Source organism: Janthinobacterium sp. MP5059B (genome assembly GCF_001758645.1).
In the GTDB taxonomy this organism is placed as follows: Bacteria; Pseudomonadota; Gammaproteobacteria; order Burkholderiales; family Burkholderiaceae_D; genus Janthinobacterium; species Janthinobacterium lividum.
Map to the genome: position 1 here is coordinate 1 of NZ_LRHX01000020.1, position 16,046 is coordinate 16,046.

At 66.7% G+C, this 16,046-nt stretch carries 13 protein-coding genes; 4 read left to right on the top strand and 9 right to left on the bottom strand.

Translation table 11 applies throughout. From position 1 onward, the window contains the following. Positions 1-4,378 (top strand): putative Ig domain-containing protein (locus JAB1_RS23900; protein ID WP_070282069.1); only part of this gene is annotated, 4,378 nt, incomplete at its 5' end. 67 nt (positions 4,379-4,445) lie between these two features. Here the strand turns inward: JAB1_RS23900 and JAB1_RS23905 are convergent. The 9 genes from JAB1_RS23905 to JAB1_RS23945 all read right to left on the bottom strand — a co-directional run bounded on the left by JAB1_RS23905 (position 4,446) and on the right by JAB1_RS23945 (position 12,847). Continuing rightward, positions 4,446-5,162, bottom strand: coding sequence for a glycosyltransferase (locus JAB1_RS23905; protein WP_070282070.1), 717 nt, complete (start codon positions 5,160-5,162; stop codon positions 4,446-4,448). Then, positions 5,159-5,803: a class I SAM-dependent methyltransferase gene (locus tag JAB1_RS23910; protein WP_254672242.1), complete on the bottom strand. Its 645-nt coding sequence runs from the start codon at positions 5,801-5,803 to the stop codon at positions 5,159-5,161. The genes JAB1_RS23905 and JAB1_RS23910 overlap by 4 nt, the downstream gene beginning before the upstream one ends. Continuing rightward, positions 5,800-6,570, bottom strand: a complete 771-nt coding sequence (locus JAB1_RS23915) for a PIG-L family deacetylase (protein ID WP_070282071.1) — start codon at positions 6,568-6,570, stop codon at positions 5,800-5,802. The genes JAB1_RS23910 and JAB1_RS23915 overlap by 4 nt, the downstream gene beginning before the upstream one ends. A gap of 1 nt (position 6,571) precedes the next feature. Beyond that, on the bottom strand, positions 6,572-7,600 hold the full coding sequence (locus tag JAB1_RS23920; RefSeq protein ID WP_070282072.1) for an acyl-CoA dehydrogenase: 1,029 nt from the start codon (positions 7,598-7,600) through the stop codon (positions 6,572-6,574). A 131-nt stretch (positions 7,601-7,731) separates the two neighbouring features. Then, positions 7,732-8,418, bottom strand: coding sequence for a hypothetical protein (locus tag JAB1_RS23925; protein WP_139144661.1), 687 nt, complete (start codon positions 8,416-8,418; stop codon positions 7,732-7,734). Positions 8,419-8,479: 61 nt separating this feature from the next. Beyond that, positions 8,480-10,564: a methyl-accepting chemotaxis protein gene (locus JAB1_RS23930; RefSeq protein WP_070282074.1), complete on the bottom strand. Its 2,085-nt coding sequence runs from the start codon at positions 10,562-10,564 to the stop codon at positions 8,480-8,482. A 57-nt stretch (positions 10,565-10,621) separates the two neighbouring features. Further along, positions 10,622-11,413, bottom strand: a complete 792-nt coding sequence (locus JAB1_RS23935) for a TorF family putative porin (protein WP_254672243.1) — start codon at positions 11,411-11,413, stop codon at positions 10,622-10,624. 228 nt (positions 11,414-11,641) lie between these two features. Beyond that, positions 11,642-12,064, bottom strand: coding sequence for a hypothetical protein (locus JAB1_RS23940; protein ID WP_070282076.1), 423 nt, complete (start codon positions 12,062-12,064; stop codon positions 11,642-11,644). 81 nt (positions 12,065-12,145) lie between these two features. After that, on the bottom strand, positions 12,146-12,847 hold the full coding sequence (locus JAB1_RS23945) for a FadR/GntR family transcriptional regulator (protein ID WP_225317387.1): 702 nt from the start codon (positions 12,845-12,847) through the stop codon (positions 12,146-12,148). Positions 12,848-12,999: 152 nt separating this feature from the next. Here JAB1_RS23945 and JAB1_RS23950 point away from each other — a divergent pair, with 152 nt between their 5' ends. Genes JAB1_RS23950 through JAB1_RS23960 form a run of 3 tightly spaced genes read left to right on the top strand, consistent with a single transcriptional unit; the run spans position 13,000 to position 15,964 of the window. Beyond that, positions 13,000-13,809 (top strand): (Fe-S)-binding protein, encoded by an 810-nt coding sequence (locus JAB1_RS23950; RefSeq protein ID WP_070282078.1) that lies wholly within the window; start codon positions 13,000-13,002, stop codon positions 13,807-13,809. Continuing rightward, a complete protein-coding gene (locus tag JAB1_RS23955; protein WP_070282079.1) occupies positions 13,806-14,522 on the top strand; it encodes an LUD domain-containing protein in 717 nt (238 codons plus the stop codon). The genes JAB1_RS23950 and JAB1_RS23955 overlap by 4 nt, the downstream gene beginning before the upstream one ends. Continuing rightward, entirely contained in the window at positions 14,519-15,964 is a 1,446-nt protein-coding gene (locus JAB1_RS23960) for a LutB/LldF family L-lactate oxidation iron-sulfur protein (RefSeq protein ID WP_070282080.1), read from the top strand. Before JAB1_RS23955 ends, JAB1_RS23960 begins: the two co-directional genes overlap by 4 nt. Positions 15,965-16,046 lie beyond the last annotated feature (82 nt).

Sequence of the window (16,046 nt, forward strand, 5' to 3'; positions counted from 1 at the left end):
CCACCGTCGCACTGACGGCGCCGGCCACGGCACGGCGACGGTCAGCGGCACCAGCATTACTTACACGCCTGCGGCAGGTTATTCCGGGCCGGACAGCTTCTCCTACACGGCCAGCAATGGTGGCGGCACGTCGGCGGAAGCCATCGTGACGATCACGGTAACGCCCAGCGTGCCCGTTGCCGGCGCCGTCAGTGCGACGGTGGCGTATGGCAGCAGTGCCAATCCGATCACCCTGAACCTGAGCGGCGGCGCGGCGACGTCGGTGGCGGTAGCCTCCGCCGCCGGCCACGGCACGGCGACGGTCAGCGGCACCAGCATCACTTACACGCCGGCGGCAGGTTATTCCGGGCCGGACAGCTTCTCTTACACGGCCAGCAATGCTGGCGGCACGTCGGCAGCTGCCGTCGTGACGATCACGGTGACGCCCAGCGTGCCCATTGCCGGCGCCGTCAGCGCCAGCGTTGCATATGGCAGCAGCGCCAATCCGATCACCCTGAACCTGAGCGGCGGTACGGCGACGTCGGTGGCGGTGGCCTCCGCCGCCGGCCACGGCACGGCGACGGTCAGCGGCACGAGCATCACCTACACGCCGACGGCAGGCTATGCCGGGCCAGACAGTTTTACCTATACGGCCAGCAATGCCGGCGGCACGTCTGCGTCAGCCACAGTGACGGTCACAGTAGGCAATCCTAGCGTCAGCCTGACCCCGGCCACCTTGCCCAATCCGACGGCGGAGGCAGCCTACACTGCGACCCTGGCGGCGACGGGCGGCACGGCGCCGTATACCTACAGCGTGACCAGCGGCACCTTGCCTGTCGGCCTGAGCCTGAATGCGGCCACCGGCGTGTTGTCCGGTACGACCAATGTGGCCGGCAGCTTCCCTGTCAGCATCAAGGTTGCGGACAGCAGCACCGGCGCGGGGGCACCGTTCAGCGCCAGCAACAGCTATACCTTGATAGTCGTTGCCCCCGTAATCTCGGTGACGCCAGGTTCGCTGGCGGCGCCGAAAGTGGCCACGGCGTATAGCCAGCAATTGTCGGCCAGCGGCGGCGTCGCTCCCTATGCCTACACAGTGTCGGCTGGCAGCCTGCCTGCGGGTCTGACGCTGAGCAGCAGTGGTCTGCTCAGCGGTACCCCAACGGCGGGCGGCAATTTCACCGTGACCGTACAGGCGGCCGATGCGCACCAGTTCACCGGCACGCAAAGCTATACCCTGGTGGTGTCCTCGGCCACGGTCAGCCTGACGCCGGCCACCTTGCCGAATCCAACGGCGGAAGCGGTCTACACTACGACGCTGACGGCAGCGGGCGGCACGGCGCCGTACACCTTCAGCGTCAGCAGCGGTACCTTGCCCGCTGGCCTGAGCCTGAATGCGGCCACGGGCGTACTGTCCGGCACGACGAATGTGGCGGGCAGTTTCCCGTTCAGTATCAAGGTCACGGACAGCAGCACGGGCACGGGTGCACCATTCAGCGCCACCAACAGCTATACCGTGAACGTCGGTGCGCCGACGATCACGCTCACGCCGGCAACGCTGCCGGCGGCGACAGTGGCCACGGCGTACAGCCAGCCACTGTCGGCCAGCGGCGGCGTCGCTCCCTATGCGTATACGGTGTCGGGCGGCAGCCTGCCAGCGGGCCTCGCCTTGAGCAGCAGCGGCTTGCTGAGCGGCACGCCAACGGCAGCCGGCAGTTTTACCTTGACCGTGCAGGCGGCCGATGCGCACCAGTTCACCGGCACGCAAAGCTATACGCTGGTGGTGTCTTCGGCGACGGTCAGCCTGACGCCAGCGACCTTGCCGAATCCAACGGCGGAAGCGGCCTACAGCGCGACCCTCTCGGCAGCGGGCGGCACGGCGCCGTACACCTTCAGCGTCAGCAGCGGTACCTTGCCTGCGGGCCTGAGCCTGAACGGGGCCACGGGCGTACTGTCCGGCACGACGAATGTGGCGGGCAGCTTCCCGTTCAGCATCAAGGTCACCGACAGCAGCACGGGCGTGGGCGCGCCATTCAGCGCGAGCAACAGCTATACCCTGGCAGTGGCGGCACCGGTCCTGACACTGACGCCGGCCAGCCTGGCGCCAATCCGTGCCGGCGACGCGTATAGCCAGACATTCACGGCGGCCGGCGGCATCGCGCCGTATGCGTACTCCGTGAGCGGCGGCGCCTTGCCAACGGGCCTGGTGCTCAATGCGGCGACCGGCATCGTCAGCGGCACGCCAACGGTGGCGGGCAGCTACAACTTCACCTTGCAAGCGAAGGACGCGCACCAGTTCACGGTGCAGCAAGCGTTGACCCTGCAAGTGAACCAGGCGCCGCCGCCGGTGCCGAATGAAACGGCGACGACCTCGGCCAACCAGGAAGTGAGCCTGACCATCGCTTCCACGGATGGCAGCCCGATCACGGATGTGACCATCGTCACGCCGCCGCAGCATGGGCGCGTCACGGTGGTGGCGAGCGGCGCGGCGGGGGGCGGCAGCGGCCGCTCCTTCAAGGTGACGTATGTGCCGAATGCGAACTACTTCGGTCCTGACGCCTTCAGCTACACGGCGACCGGGCCGGGCGGCACGTCCGCGCCCGCGACGGTCAGTGTGACGGTGGCGCCGCAGCCGGTGCCGGTACCTGTCGCCAAGACGGTCACGGTATTGGCGGGCACGCCGGTGACCCTGCCCGTGACGCAAGGCGCCACGGGCGGACCATTCACGGCAGTGGCCATCACGACGCAGCCGGCCAGCGGCACGGCGGTGGTGAATGGCATGGACATCGTCTACACGCCAGGCATCAATACCAGCGGCCAGATCAGCATCGGCTACACCGTGTCGAACGTGTTCGGCACTTCGGCGCCGGTGACGTCGACGATTTCCGTCAATCCGATGCCGCAGGTGGCTAGCCAGAGCGCCACGGTGGTGGCCGGCCTGACGGTCAATGTGGACCTGACGGCGGGCGCCACGGGCGGTCCGTTCACGGCGGCGAATGTATTGAGCGTGGCACCGGCGGAGGCGGGCAAGGCGGTGGTGCGCGACGTGGGCACGGCCGGCAAGCCGTCGTACCAGCTGAGCTTTGCGGCCTCGGGCAAGTTTGCCGGCGCCGCCGTGGTCAGCTACACCCTGAGCAATGCCTTTGCCACCTCGAAGCCGGGCGTGGTCAATGTGACGGTGACGGCGCGCCGCGACCCGTCGGTCGATCCGGAAGTGATCGGTTTGCAGGCGGCGCAAGCCGATGCGGCGCGGCGTTTCGCCAGCGCGCAGCTGTCGAACTTCACGCAGCGCCTGGAAAGCCTGCATGGCGACGGCTGGGGACGTTCCAGCTTTGGCCTGAGCCTGACGCCGCCGAACGACAGCGGCAACCCGACGGCGGCGCTGGCGCGCTGGCAGGAGCAGGAAGCTGACCGCGTGTTCGGCACGGCCGTGAAACCGTTCATGCGCAAAGCGTCCCTGCGCCAGCCTGATGCCGGTTTCAGCAGCGAGCGGCAACAGGTGGATGTCAGCGGCGCCACGAACGGCTTGCCGGACATGCCGCAGCGTCCGGACACGCAGAAGCAGGCCCTGGCGCTGTGGCTCGGCGGTGCCGTGGACTTCGGCCAGCACTATGTGAATGGCCGCGACACGGGCTTCCGTTTCCGCACCAACGGCGTGAGCGTGGGTGGCGATTACCGCATCAGCGACCTGGCGACCCTGGGCGTGGGCGCCGGTTTCAGCCATGACCGCAGCGACGTGGGCCAGAACGGCAGCCGCAGCACGGCCGACAGCGCCGTGGCGGCCGTGTATGGCAGCCTGCGTCCGAGCAAGGGTGTCTTCCTTGACGGCGTGCTCGGCTACGGTACCCTGCAATACGATGCGTCGCGCTACCTCACCGATGGCAGCGGTTTCGCCACCGGTGAGCGCGACGGCAAGCAAGTGTTCGGCGCGCTGGTGGGCGGCATCGAGATGCGCCAGGAAACGTGGATGTGGTCGCCATATGGCCGGGTGGAACTGATGTCGGCCAAGCTCGATCCGTACACGGAGAAGGCGGCGGGCATCAACGCGCTGAGCTACTTCAAGCAGACGGTGCGTTCGCGCATCGGCGCGCTGGGCGTGCGGGCCGAGGGCATCTATGTGGGTGGCCTGGGCACGTGGTTCCCGCGTGCGCGGCTCGAGTACCGGCACCAGTTCCAGGGCGCTGACGATGCGCGCCTGGCCTATGCCGACCTGGCGGCCGACGGCCCCGTGTACGTGATCCGCACGGTACCGCAGCAGACGGGCAACTGGACGGCGGGGCTGGGCGTGAAACTGCTGCTGTCGAACGGCATGACCATTACCCTGGACTACAACAGCAATCTGAACATGGATAGCGGACGTAGCCAGTCGGTGATGTTCGGCATTGCCATGCCGCTCAAGTAATCAGTTAGCTTTCAGGCCAGCCCTGATCGCCGGCCCGGAGTCCATCCGGTCCGGCGATTTTTTTTGGCTATGTCAGCGTGAGGAGCGGGGGCTGTTCCATCGCCGCCACCACCTGCAGCAAGGTGTCGCCAAAGCCGCCGCGTGCCCTGGCATGGCGGCGGGCACTGGTCGTGACGCGCGGCGCGGCGCTCCAGGCGATGTGCGCACCGGATTCTTGCAGGGCCGCCACCATGGCCACGTCTTCGCTGCAAGCCAATGGCGCGAAGCCGCCGGCGCGCAGGTAGGCACTGGCGCGTACGCCGAAGTTGGCACCATGGATGTGGCGGTGGCCGTCGGCGTCGGTGTAGGTGCGGGCGTAGTGTTCACGCAGCGCATCGGCGTTGGCCCCGTGCGGCGACCAGTCGTCCACGGCCACCGTGCCGCAGACGGCATCGGCGTTCAAGCCCAGCTGGGTACTCAGCCAGGAGGGCGAGACGCGCGTGTCCGCATCCGTAAATGCCAGCCAGCGTGCGCCTTGCTGCAGCAGCAGCTGCGCGCCGGCGGCACGTGCGGCGCCCACGTTATGGGCATTGACGGCGATGCAGTCGAGGCGCCAGCGCAGATCTGCCTGCATGGCGTGCGCCAGCACGATGCGCTGCGACTGGTCGCTGCAGGCGTCGAGCACGATGACGATGCTGACGGCTTCGCCAGACAGCAGCGGGCAGGTGGCGGCAAAGCGCAGCGCCGCCAGGCAGTCGCCCAGGCACGCTTCCTCGTCATGTACGGGAACGACCACGCCTATCATGCGAAGCCCTCGCGTTGCGCCACCGAGCGCGCATCGTTCGACCAGATCTCCAGCAGGAAGTCGGTTTCCTCGTGGCGCAGCACCCGGTGCAGACCGTGCGCGTCCTGGAAGACCGCATGCACGCGCACGGTCGAGATGATGCGCTGCGCAAACGGCGCGCGCCAGTGGCAGGCGACGATGCTGCCGCCCGGCGCCAGGCTGGCGATGCTGTGTTCGACCACGCGCGCCAGTTCTTCCGGCGACAGGTAATAGGCGATCTCGCTGAAGACGATCAGGTCGAATTTCCCGGCGCCGGGCGGGATGCGCGGCCAGTCCTGCGGCAGCCGGTGCTGTGCGAGGGTGACATGCGCATCCTGTTCCGCGTCCTGCAGGCGCTGGCGGGCCAGGCGCAACGCTTCGGCCGAGAGATCGGCCGCCAGCAGGCGCTCGCAGCGCCGTGCCAGTTCGACCGTCAATTCGCCGTTGCCGCAGCCCGGTTCATACGCGTGGCGGTAGCGCTGCTGGGGCAGGCTGGCCAGCAGCAGGGCCCGCTTGCGCTCCTCGTACCAGCGCTGGCGCACCAGCCACGGGTCGGCATCCTGGCGGTACAGCTGTTCGAAATAGCTGCCGCGCTGGTCGTCTGGCATGGACGAGGCGCTCATAGAAAATACACTTCGCAGGCGTGCAGCAGGCGCTGCAAGGCATCGCCAGCCACGATGGCGGGACGGCCGGTAGACGGATCGGCATCCATCTGGCTGGCGAAGCAGCGCAGGGCGGCGCGTTTGCGCTGCAGGATCGGGTCCGGCAATGGCAGGCGATGCGCGCGGTGCCATGGTACGCGCGCATCGCCGGGCGCGGCCCAGTGCCAGCCCCAGACGGGCATTTCCACCAGGGTGGCGCCGCTGGCCGAGCATGCCGCAGCGCAGGACCAGCCACAGGCTTCATGGTCCGGGTGGCCATCCAGGCGCCAGGTGGTAAACACCGTGTCGCCGGGACGCAGCTGCTTTGTCAGGGTCGTGCTCAGCTGCGGGGTCATGGCTTCTCCACTGCCATCGGGCAGGTGCAGGCGCAGCCACGCGGGCGACGTTAGCCCCAGTACCTGCAGCGCCTGCGCGGATTCCTGCGGACGCACACGGCGCAGGCGTTCCTGCGGCCAGAGTGGGGAGCCCGGGTGGCTGGCGTCGCCATCGGTGACGGCGACGAACAGCAGTTCGCTGCCCTGCGCCGCCAGCAGCTGCAGCAAGCCGCCGCAGGCGAGGATTTCATCGTCGGGATGGGGCGCGACGATGACGGCGCGCGATCCCGGCGGCACCAGTGTGTGGGCGCCGATGGCGGGGATGTCGTTCAGCCCCGGCCAGGATAGCCAGACGTCGTCCGGCGTGCCGCGGCCTTCGATGCGGCGCGCATGCGTATCGGGATGGGCGGGCATGTCAGAGCGCCCAGGGATGGTCTTCGGCACCGGCGACGATGCCGCCCAGCACGGCCTGATCGCGTTCCGCATGGCTTTGGCGCAGGAAGACGGGCAAGTCGGCCACCAGGCGGGCGAAGCGGGCATCGCGGCACAGGGGGCCGGCGCCGAGGGCACGCGTGGCCAGGTGCAGGACCAGGGTGGCGGCATCTTCCACCGCCAGGCGCAGGCGCAGCGCCAGGCCCATGACGTCGCGCTGCGGCTGTGCGTCGATTTCGGCGGCGCCTTCGCGCAGCAGGGCGCCGGCGGCGCGCAGCGCGCAATCGATTTTCCCCAGTTGCGCCAGGCGGACGGGATCGGGGGCGGCGTGTTGCGCGCGCGCATGCAGGTGGCTGGCGACGGCGCAGGCCGCGCCATACCAGGCGGCCGCGATGCCGGCGCCGCCATGCCAGAAACCGGGGCGCTGCAGATACGCGCCCGGCGCACCCACGGGAAAGGCGCGCGCGGCGGAAAAGGTCACGTCGACGCTGGCGCAGGCGAGCATGCCGACGGCTTGCCAGCCTTCGTCCGTGACGTGCACACCCGGCTGCGACAGGGCCACGGAGGCCAGGCAAGCCTGGCCGTCCTCATTCCAGCAGCTGATCAAGGCGTGGCTGAGGCCATTCGCGCCGGAACACCATGCCTTGCGTCCATCGAGCACATAGCGGCCATCGGCTGCCTGCTGCAAGCGGACGCGCGCGCCCGGCATTTCCGCACACCAGACACCCCAGCTGCTGCCGGCCGGCACGCCGGGGCCATCGATTTCCGCCAGGATGGCGAGCGCATCGGTATGGCCTTCATACAGCTTGAGCAGGGAGAGGTCGATGGCGGCGATGGCGGCCAGCATTTGCCAGCGCTGCAGAGTGGCGCCGTGGCCGGGCAGGGGCAGCTGGTCCAGTCCCGCCTCGCGCAAGCGGCGCAAGCCTTCGACGGGGGAGAAAGTGCTGTCGTGTGGCCGCAGCAAGGCGTTCAGCTCGGCGTGGGATGGCAGCGTAAAGGCGATGGGCGACATGGCAAGCTCCTGTTTTTTCAACAGAATAGCTTTCTATTTTCGCAATGTATGTTCGATTATACACATATGTTCGCTAACGGACGCGAGGCGCTGAAGCTGCGGGGCCACGGGCTCCGCAGCAAGTTACGCGCTTATTTTTTTACATATAGCATGTCGGGTTCATAAGCGGTGCCGTTATGCGAGAAGGTGTAGAGGTTGTTGTCGCGCAAGACGATGCCACCTTTGATGGTTTGCGCCGGGCGCATGCCTTCGTCGAGCAGGCAGGTGGAGCCGCCTTCATATTCGATGCACCATTGCTGTTTGCCATCTTTCTTCACGTATTGCACGCCAGGCCCCGTGACGTTGAATGCATAGGCGGGAATGGACAGGTTCAGCTTGTCGATGCGCACGTTGCTCGCGGCACCATTTTCCGTCAGTTTGACCAGAACGTCGACCACGCCATCCGGTGTCGCGCTGATCTTTGCCGTCATGGTTTCCGTCCCCAGCAAGGTGCCGCCGCAGCCGGTCTTGAGATAGATTTCGGTGGTGGAACTGAGTTCCATGGCGCCGCTGCCATCGGCTTTGGCTGCGACGACCATGATCTCGCGCTCGTGTCCATCGCATGGCGCTTGCCAGGTACCGACATAGGGAGCCAGCGCCGATCCAGCATTGGAATTGCCTGCATCGCCGCTGCCGCCGCCACAACCTGCCAGCAGTGCGGTGCTTGATGCCAATAAGACTGCCACTATTTTTTTCATGCCCCATCCTTTTATTCCGGCAAGCATGCGTGCCGTGAGCGCGGCAACAGTATAAAAGGATGGATGAGGGGCAATTCTCACCGAATGTATTCGTGACTTGATTTAAATCAAGAGTAACTCGCTGCCGGCAGGAAAGGCCGGCTTAAAACTCTTCCCAGTCATCGCCTGCCGGCGTCTTGGCTTGCGTTCTTTCCGCTGGCGCCGGCTTGATCGAGGCGAGGCGCTTGCCTGGCGGCGGCGCCTTGACGGCTGGCGGCGTGCGCGGCGCAGCCACGGTCTTTACTGCCGGCACCGCCGCCTGTTGCTGCGCGCCCAGCTTGAACACGCTGACCACCTCGGCCAAATGGCTGGCCTGGTCTTGCAGGCTTTCGGCGGCCGCTGCCGCTTCCTCGACGAGGGCCGCGTTTTGCTGCGTCACGCCATCCATCTGCGCCAGCGCCTGGTTCACTTGCGCGATGCCGTCGCTTTGCTCGGTGGTGGCGACGCTGATGTCGGCCATGATGGCGGTCACCTTGCGTACGCTGTCGACCACCTGTTCCATGGTGGCGCCCGCCTCATCGACAAGCTTGCTGCCGACGGCCACCTTGCCCACGGAATCGTCGATCAGCAGCTTGATTTCCTTCGCTGCCGCCGCGGAGCGCTGCGCCAGGTTGCGCACTTCCGTGGCGACGACGGCGAAACCGCGCCCCTGTTCGCCCGCGCGCGCCGCTTCCACTGCCGCGTTCAGGGCCAGGATATTCGTCTGGAAGGCGATGCCGTCGATGACGCTGATGATGTCGACGATCTTGTTCGACGAATCATTGATCGAGGTCATCGTTTCGATCACCTTGCCGACCACTTCGCCGCTCTTTTGCGCCACGTCCGACGCCGAGGCGGCCAGCTGATTCGCCTGGCGCGCATGGTCGGCGTTTTCCTTGACGGTGCCCGTCAGCTCTTCCACCGAGGCGGCCGTCTCTTCCAGCGAACTGGCTTGCTGTTCCGTGCGGGCCGACAGGTCGTTATTGCCTTGCGCAATTTCAGCGCTGGCACGGGCCACGTTGTCGGCGCTGGCTTGCACTTGCAGCAGCACGGCATGGATCTTTTCCACGAAGGCGTTGAAACCCTTGCCGATGACGGCCAGCTCGTCGGTGCCCTTGACTTCCAGCTTGACGCGCAGGTCGGCGTCGCCGCTCGACAAATCCGTCATGGTGCGGCCCAGGGTGCGCAATGGACGCGTTAGCTGGTTGACGACGAGGATCAAAATGCCGGCCGTGGCCGCCGCGCACAGCAGGGCGACGATCAGGGTGTAGATCATCAGGTCGCGCGCCGAGGCCGTGGCCACGCTTTTCGGGAAGTTCAGTTCCACGCTCCACGGGGCGATATCGGGGTGGATCTGCAGCGGCTGCAGCAAGTGGATGTAGCCCTTGTCGTCCTCGTATTCATATGGCTGGCCCTGGCGCACCTTCTCCAGGCCGGCGGCCGGCACGTCGTCCGCCTTCTTGCCCAGGCGTTCGGGCACGGGGTGGCTGGCGTACAGGCCGCCATTCGAGATCAGGGCCAGCTTGCCGCCTTCGATCACTTTCAGGTCGGCCAGGATTTTCGCCAGGCGCGTGAGCATGAAGTCGGCACTCGCCGTGCCCTTGAAGCTGCCGTCGATCATGATGGGCGCCACCAGCGAAGCCATCAGCACGTTCTTGCCATCGACGGGGTAGATATACGGTTCCGTGAAAAACGTCTTGCCGGTGCGCTTGGGCACGTCGTACCAGTCGTTGGCGCCCGGTTTCGGGTCGAAGACGATGGGTTCGACTTGTAGCTTGCCGCCGGCACCGCGCGTCCAGTAGGGCATGAAGCGGCCGCTGGCGTCGTAGTACGGCTTCTGGTTGGCGAAATCCGCATCCTTGCCGTCGAGCGCGTTCGGCTCCCACGTCACGGCCGAACCGAGCAAGTCTTCCGAACTGGTCAGCGTCGCCTTGGTCAGCTCATTGATCTGCTCGCGCTGCAGGGGCAGGCTGGCGCTTTTGGTGCCGCGCATGGCGCCGGCCAGGCTGGACACGCTGGACAGGTTGCTGGCGATGCGCGCCTGCAGCGCGCCGGCCACTTCGCGCGCCGACGTGCGCGCCAGGTCCAGCGCGGCCGCTTCGGCGCTGGCGCTGCTCTTGTAGCCGATCACGGCCGCCGTGACGCCCAGGCTGAGGACGGCGAGCGCGGTGGCGGCGACGCAGATTTTACTGTTGAGTGAGAGTTGCATGAGGCTGTTCCTTGATGGGGATGGATATCGGTGTCATGGGCGTCGCGGGTAGCGCGCCTAGAAGGTCTTGCTGACGGCCAGCACGACGGTGGCCGCGGCGGGATTCGATGTGTCGAACTGGCCGGCCGCATTCGGGATGCCCAGGGTGTAATGGTCGTAGGCATCGGTGGCGCCCCAGGCGCGCGTGATGGCGGCGCTGGCGCTCCAGCCGCCGTCGAAGGCCCTGGTGACGCCGATCTTGGCGTCGCGCCAGTTCCAGATGGCATTGCCCGTGCCCGCCACCCGGCCATTGCCGGCGTGCAGGTTCAAGGTCCAGGCATTGCCCAGGTCGACATTCGCGCCCACGTCGAGGTAACCCGTGCCGCGCGCATGCGTGATGCCAAAGAAGTCGCGCGTGACGGTATGGTTGTATTTGGCGTACAGCATCTTGTAGCTGAGGCCCAGCGACAGTTCGCCATAGTCGTACTTGACACCCGTGGCGCGGTAGACGGCGCCCGGATACTTGTAGTAATACGCGAGCAGGCTGTAGCCCAGTTCTCCCACCGTGCCGCTGTAGCCGCCGTACAGGTCCCATTCGATGGTCGCATCCTCGATATAGCGGTCGCTGACGGTGGAAGCCCAGGTGCCCAGCGACCAGCCGCTCGGGTGCGCGTAGTCGGCGCCCGCCTGCAGGGCGGGTTTGCCCCAGGTCTGGCGAAAGCCGCGCGAAATGTATTGCGAAGTGAGGCTGGCGTTGGCGCTGAAGGTGGCGGCAGGGCTGTCCGTCATCTGCGCCTGTACGGGCAGGGCGGCCAGCAGGAGGAGGCAGCCGAGCAAGGGTGTTGCAGGAAAATGGTGGTGCGATGGCATGGCAGTCAGCTCCGTATTTGCTGGCAGCGGCCGTCCAGGCGCGTTGCCCTGATGGTTGCAATAAAAATGCGGAATGGACTTTTGTGGGGGCAAGGCGGCTTGCGGGCATGCTCGCATGAACATGCACACATTCTCACCAAACGTAACTGAAAGGATAGGGGCTGGGGCTAGTGGAAGTCAACAAAGTTGCGCTGCGGAAAGCGTAAGTTGTTGTTTCCTGGCACTTTTTCATGCTCCTGTCACACTCGGCCCGCCACGGCTGGCTGCCTGTCGCAGGCTGGCCAGCAGGCCGGGCAGGGCAGCATGCAAGGCTTGCATGTCGTCGGCCTGCAGTTCGGCCTGCATTTCCACCAGGCCCGATGGCTGGCCCCAGACAACCTGTGCGCCCAGCCGGGCGCCGGCGTCGAGGCCCGTGACGCTGACCAGCAGGGCGACTTCTTCCGGGGCATCGTCGGGCACGTCCGCGAGCAGGCAGGAAATGCCGAAGTGATAATCCTGGAAAGCGTTGGCCGTACCGCTGGAAAAGGCGAACACGGAGGCGAGCGCCCGTGGCACGGCGGCCGCGAGTGGCGGCAGGGCGGCGCGGAACAGGGGCAGCAAGTCGTTTTCCAGCTGGAGCACCAGCGGGTGGGTGTGGACGAGGACGGTCATGTGAGGCTGGCAGAAGTGGCGGCGCGCGATGGTAGCAGTTTTTGCGGCCACTGTGCTCATCTACTGGTCCTACCAGTGGCCTCAATCGTCGTCGCTGGTGACGCGCGTGCGCACGAAATCGATGTGGCTTTGCATGGCCGTGCGCGCTTCCTCGGGCTGGCTGGCGCAGATGGCCTCGCACAGGGTGCGGTGCTGCGACAGCAGGTGCAGCGAAGTGGCGTCATCCTGCTGGCGCAAGCCCGTGCCATTGATGGTGATGTGTTCGCGCAGCATGCCGATGATGCTGGTGTGCAGGTGTAAAAACATGGTGTTGTGCGACGCTTGCGCGATGACTTCATGCAGCCGTGCATCGGCCTGCGCCTCGCCGTGCTTGTCGTCGCTGGCGCGCGCCTGTTCCAGCTCGGCCAGCAGCGCCATGATCTGCGCGCGTTCGTCGCCGCTGGCCCGCTGCGCCGCAAAGTAGGCCGTCGCTCCTTCCAGCACGCGGCGAAATTCCAGGATGTCGTCGCGCAGGGCAGGGTGGTCCGCCACCAGCTGGCTCCACGGCGAAGCCATGCCCGTGCGCAACTGATCCGTCACGAACACGCCCGCGCCGCGCCGGCTGCGCACCAGTCCCCGCGCCGCCAGCCGCTGCACCGCTTCGCGCACGGTATTGCGCGAGACCCCATATTGCAGCGCCAGCAGGCGTTCTGCCGGCAACTGCGCACCCGCCGGCAAGCTGCCGTCCAGCAGGGACGTTTCCAGCCTGCGCATCACCATCTCGACCCTGCCCCGCGTTTGCATGCCTGTCGCCATCGCTGTCTTCCGGTGTTGTTTTAAAGTGGTCCGAGCAATTTGAAGTGGTTTGCGGAAGCTGGAATTATGCGTGAACCGGTCATTCTTAACAATACACAGCGGCGCCGCAGCAACACACAGAGCGCCGGGGAGACACACTCATGCAGCCAGACCCGCGCCAGCCGCGCCACGCTCCACGCCACTACCCACATGCGCCGCTCCAGGTGTACCTGTTCGCCACCTGCCTGGTCGACCTGTTCGTGCCGCAGGCGGGGCTCGACGCGGTGCGCCTGCTGGAGCGGGAGGGCTTGCTGGTGCATTATCCGCGCGGCCAGAGCTGCTGTGGCCAGCCCGCCTACAGCAGCGGCAACCCGGAGCAGGCGCGCGCCGTGGCCCGCGCCCAGCTGGACCTGTTTGCGCAGCCATGGCCAGTGATCGTGCCATCCGGTTCCTGCGCCGGCATGATGCGCCACCACTGGCCGCAGCTGTTCCGGGACGACCCGGTGGCCGGTCCCAAAGCTGCCGAACTGGCCGAGCGCGTGTATGAACTGAGCGAATTTCTCGTCTGCGTGCTGCAGCTCGACCTGGCCGGCCTGGCCCTGGCCAATCCCGGACAGGCCGATGAAAACGTGGTGCTGCATACCTCGTGCGGGGCGCGCCGCGAGATGGGCACGCGGGTGCACGGCGTGGCCCTGCTTGACGCCTTGCCCGGCGTGACGCGCATCGAACACCAGCGCGAATCGGAATGCTGCGGCTTCGGCGGCACGTTTTCATTGAAGCACCCGGACATTTCCGGCGCCATGGTCAGCGACAAGATCGCCTCGGCCTGCGCCACGGGCTGCGACCGTCTCGTCTCGGCCGACTGCGGCTGCCTGCTCAACATCGGCCACGCCGCGCAGCATCAGGGCGCGCCGCTGCCCGTCGAACACCTGGCCAGCTTTTTGTGGCGCCGCACGGGAGGCGCGGCATGAGCGCGATCTTGACGGCCCGCGAGCGCATGCTGGGACGCCTGCGCGCCGCCGCGCCTTCCGCGCCCGAAGCGGTGGAGGCCATCGATGCCGCCATCGACAGGCACTATTCGGCGCGCCGCGCCGCAGCACCGCTGCCGGCACGGGACAGGATCGCCGCCCTGCAGGCAGCCTTGCGCGCCGCGCATGCGGAAGTCGACTGCGTGAGCAGCGATGCCTGGCCAGCCTTGCTGGCGCAGCGCCTCTGTGCGCATGGCGTGCACCGCCTGCTGATGGATGCCGATAGCAGGGAAGGATTGGCCTTGCAGGCCGCCTTGCCGGACGGCGTGGCCGCGCTGTCTTTCGAGCGTCCGCTGGCGCAATGGAAGGGCGAATTGTTCGATACCGTCGATGCCGGTTTTACCGTCGCCCGTTCCGGCATTGCCGCCACGGGTACCCTGGTCATCGCGCCCGACGCGGCCACGCCGCGCACGGTATCGCTGGCGCCGCCCCTGCATGTCTGCCTCGTGTATGCCAGCACCCTGCACGTGGACTTGCATGCGGCGGCGCGCGCCGAGCGCTGGGCCGACGGCATGCCGGCCAACCTGGTGCTCGTGTCGGGTCCGTCGAAAACGTCCGACATCCAGCAAACCCTTGCTTATGGCGCGCACGGCCCGCGCTGGCTGTGGGTGCTGATCATCGATGACTTGCCAGTTCAGGAAGGAGGCCAGCCATGAACGCCAAGCCACTGCAATTCGTCAAGCCGGCCGACTTTCATGCGCGCGCCCGCGCCGCGCTGGACGACCCGAAGTTGCGCCAGAGCTTTCGCGGCGCCATGGATTTTTTACAGGACAAGCGCAGCGCCCAGTTCCCCGACGGCGACGAACTGGAACGCCTGCGCGACATCGGCGAAGCCGTGCGCCAGCATGCGCTGGCGCGCCTGCCCGATTTGCTGGTGCAGCTGGAAGACAAGCTGACGGCGGCCGGCGTGCAGGTGCACTGGGCCGAGGATGGCGAACAGGCCAACGCCATCATCCATGCCATCGCGGAAAGGAACCGGGCGACGCGCTTCATCAAGGGCAAGTCGATGGCCAGCGAGGAGATCGAGCTCAATCACTACCTGGAAGCGCGCGGCATGACGTGCCTGGAGTCGGACATGGGCGAGTACATCGTGCAGCTGGCTGGCGAAAAGCCGTCGCACATCGTCATGCCGGCGATTCACAAGACGAAAGCCGATATCGCCGGCCTGTTCGCCGAGCATATTCCCGACGCGCCCTACACGGAAGACGTCGACAGCCTGATCCAGACGGGGCGGCGCGCCCTGCGCCAGGCGTTTGTCGAGGCGGACATCGGCCTGTCCGGCGTGAACTTCGCGGCAGCCGACACGGGCACCCTGTGGCTGGTGGAAAACGAGGGCAATGGCCGGCTGACGACGTCCGTGCAGGAGATCCACATCGCCATCATGGGCATGGAAAAAGTGGTGGCCAAGCTGGAACATATCGTGCCGCTGGCCAGCTTGCTGACGCGTTCTGCCACGGGCCAGGCCGTCACCACGTATTTCAACCTGATTTCCGGCCCGCGCCGCGCCGGTGAACAGGATGGGCCGCGCGAAGTGCACCTGGTCTTGCTCGACAACGGCCGCAGCCAGGCTTACGCGGACGAGCAACTGCGCGCCACCCTGCAATGCATCCGCTGCGGCGCCTGCATGAACCACTGTCCCGTCTACACGCGCATCGGCGGCCACGCCTACGGCACCACGTATCCAGGGCCGATCGGCAAGATCATTTCGCCCCACTTGCTGGGCCTAGCTGCGACGGCGGACCTGGCCACCGCATCGAGCCTGTGCGGCGCCTGCGGCGAAGTGTGCCCCGTGCGCATCCCGATTCCTCAATTGCTGGTGCGCCTGCGCACGGAGGCCAATCGCAATCCCGGCGAGCAGGTGGCGCATCCGCTGCGCGGCCAGGGCGCCAAGTTCAGCCGTGGCGAAAGCCTGATCTGGCGTTTCTGGAGCGGCGCCTTCGCGCGCCCCGCCAGCTACCGCCTGTTCCGCTGGGCCGCCACGCGCCTGCGGATGCTGACGCCGCGCGCGCAACTGGGCTGGACGCAGCACCGCAAGCCGTTGACGCCGGCGCCGCGCAGCCTGGCCGACCTGCTGAATGCGCGGGGCCAGGAAGAGTAGCACCGGCTTCCACAGAAAAATACGCCGCAAAAAATACAGCAAAGCCGTTTTTTCACTTAACCCGCATCCACCGGAGGAGACC

Bases quoted from the DNA above. Each gene is read 5' to 3' on its own strand.
- JAB1_RS23905 (WP_070282070.1), bottom strand. From the start codon at position 5,162: ATGATAGGCGTGGTCGTTCCCGTACATGACGAGGAAGCGTGCCTGGGC.
- JAB1_RS23910 (WP_254672242.1), bottom strand. From the start codon at position 5,803: ATGAGCGCCTCGTCCATGCCAGACGACCAGCGCGGCAGCTATTTCGAA.
- JAB1_RS23915 (WP_070282071.1), bottom strand. From the start codon at position 6,570: ATGCCCGCCCATCCCGATACGCATGCGCGCCGCATCGAAGGCCGCGGC.
- JAB1_RS23920 (WP_070282072.1), bottom strand. From the start codon at position 7,600: ATGTCGCCCATCGCCTTTACGCTGCCATCCCACGCCGAGCTGAACGCC.
- JAB1_RS23930 (WP_070282074.1), bottom strand. From the start codon at position 10,564: ATGCAACTCTCACTCAACAGTAAAATCTGCGTCGCCGCCACCGCGCTC.
- JAB1_RS23935 (WP_254672243.1), bottom strand. From the start codon at position 11,413: ATGCCATCGCACCACCATTTTCCTGCAACACCCTTGCTCGGCTGCCTC.
- JAB1_RS23940 (WP_070282076.1), bottom strand. From the start codon at position 12,064: ATGACCGTCCTCGTCCACACCCACCCGCTGGTGCTCCAGCTGGAAAAC.
- JAB1_RS23945 (WP_225317387.1), bottom strand. From the start codon at position 12,847: ATGCAAACGCGGGGCAGGGTCGAGATGGTGATGCGCAGGCTGGAAACG.
- JAB1_RS23950 (WP_070282078.1), top strand. From the start codon at position 13,000: ATGCAGCCAGACCCGCGCCAGCCGCGCCACGCTCCACGCCACTACCCA.
- JAB1_RS23955 (WP_070282079.1), top strand. From the start codon at position 13,806: ATGAGCGCGATCTTGACGGCCCGCGAGCGCATGCTGGGACGCCTGCGC.
- JAB1_RS23960 (WP_070282080.1), top strand. From the start codon at position 14,519: ATGAACGCCAAGCCACTGCAATTCGTCAAGCCGGCCGACTTTCATGCG.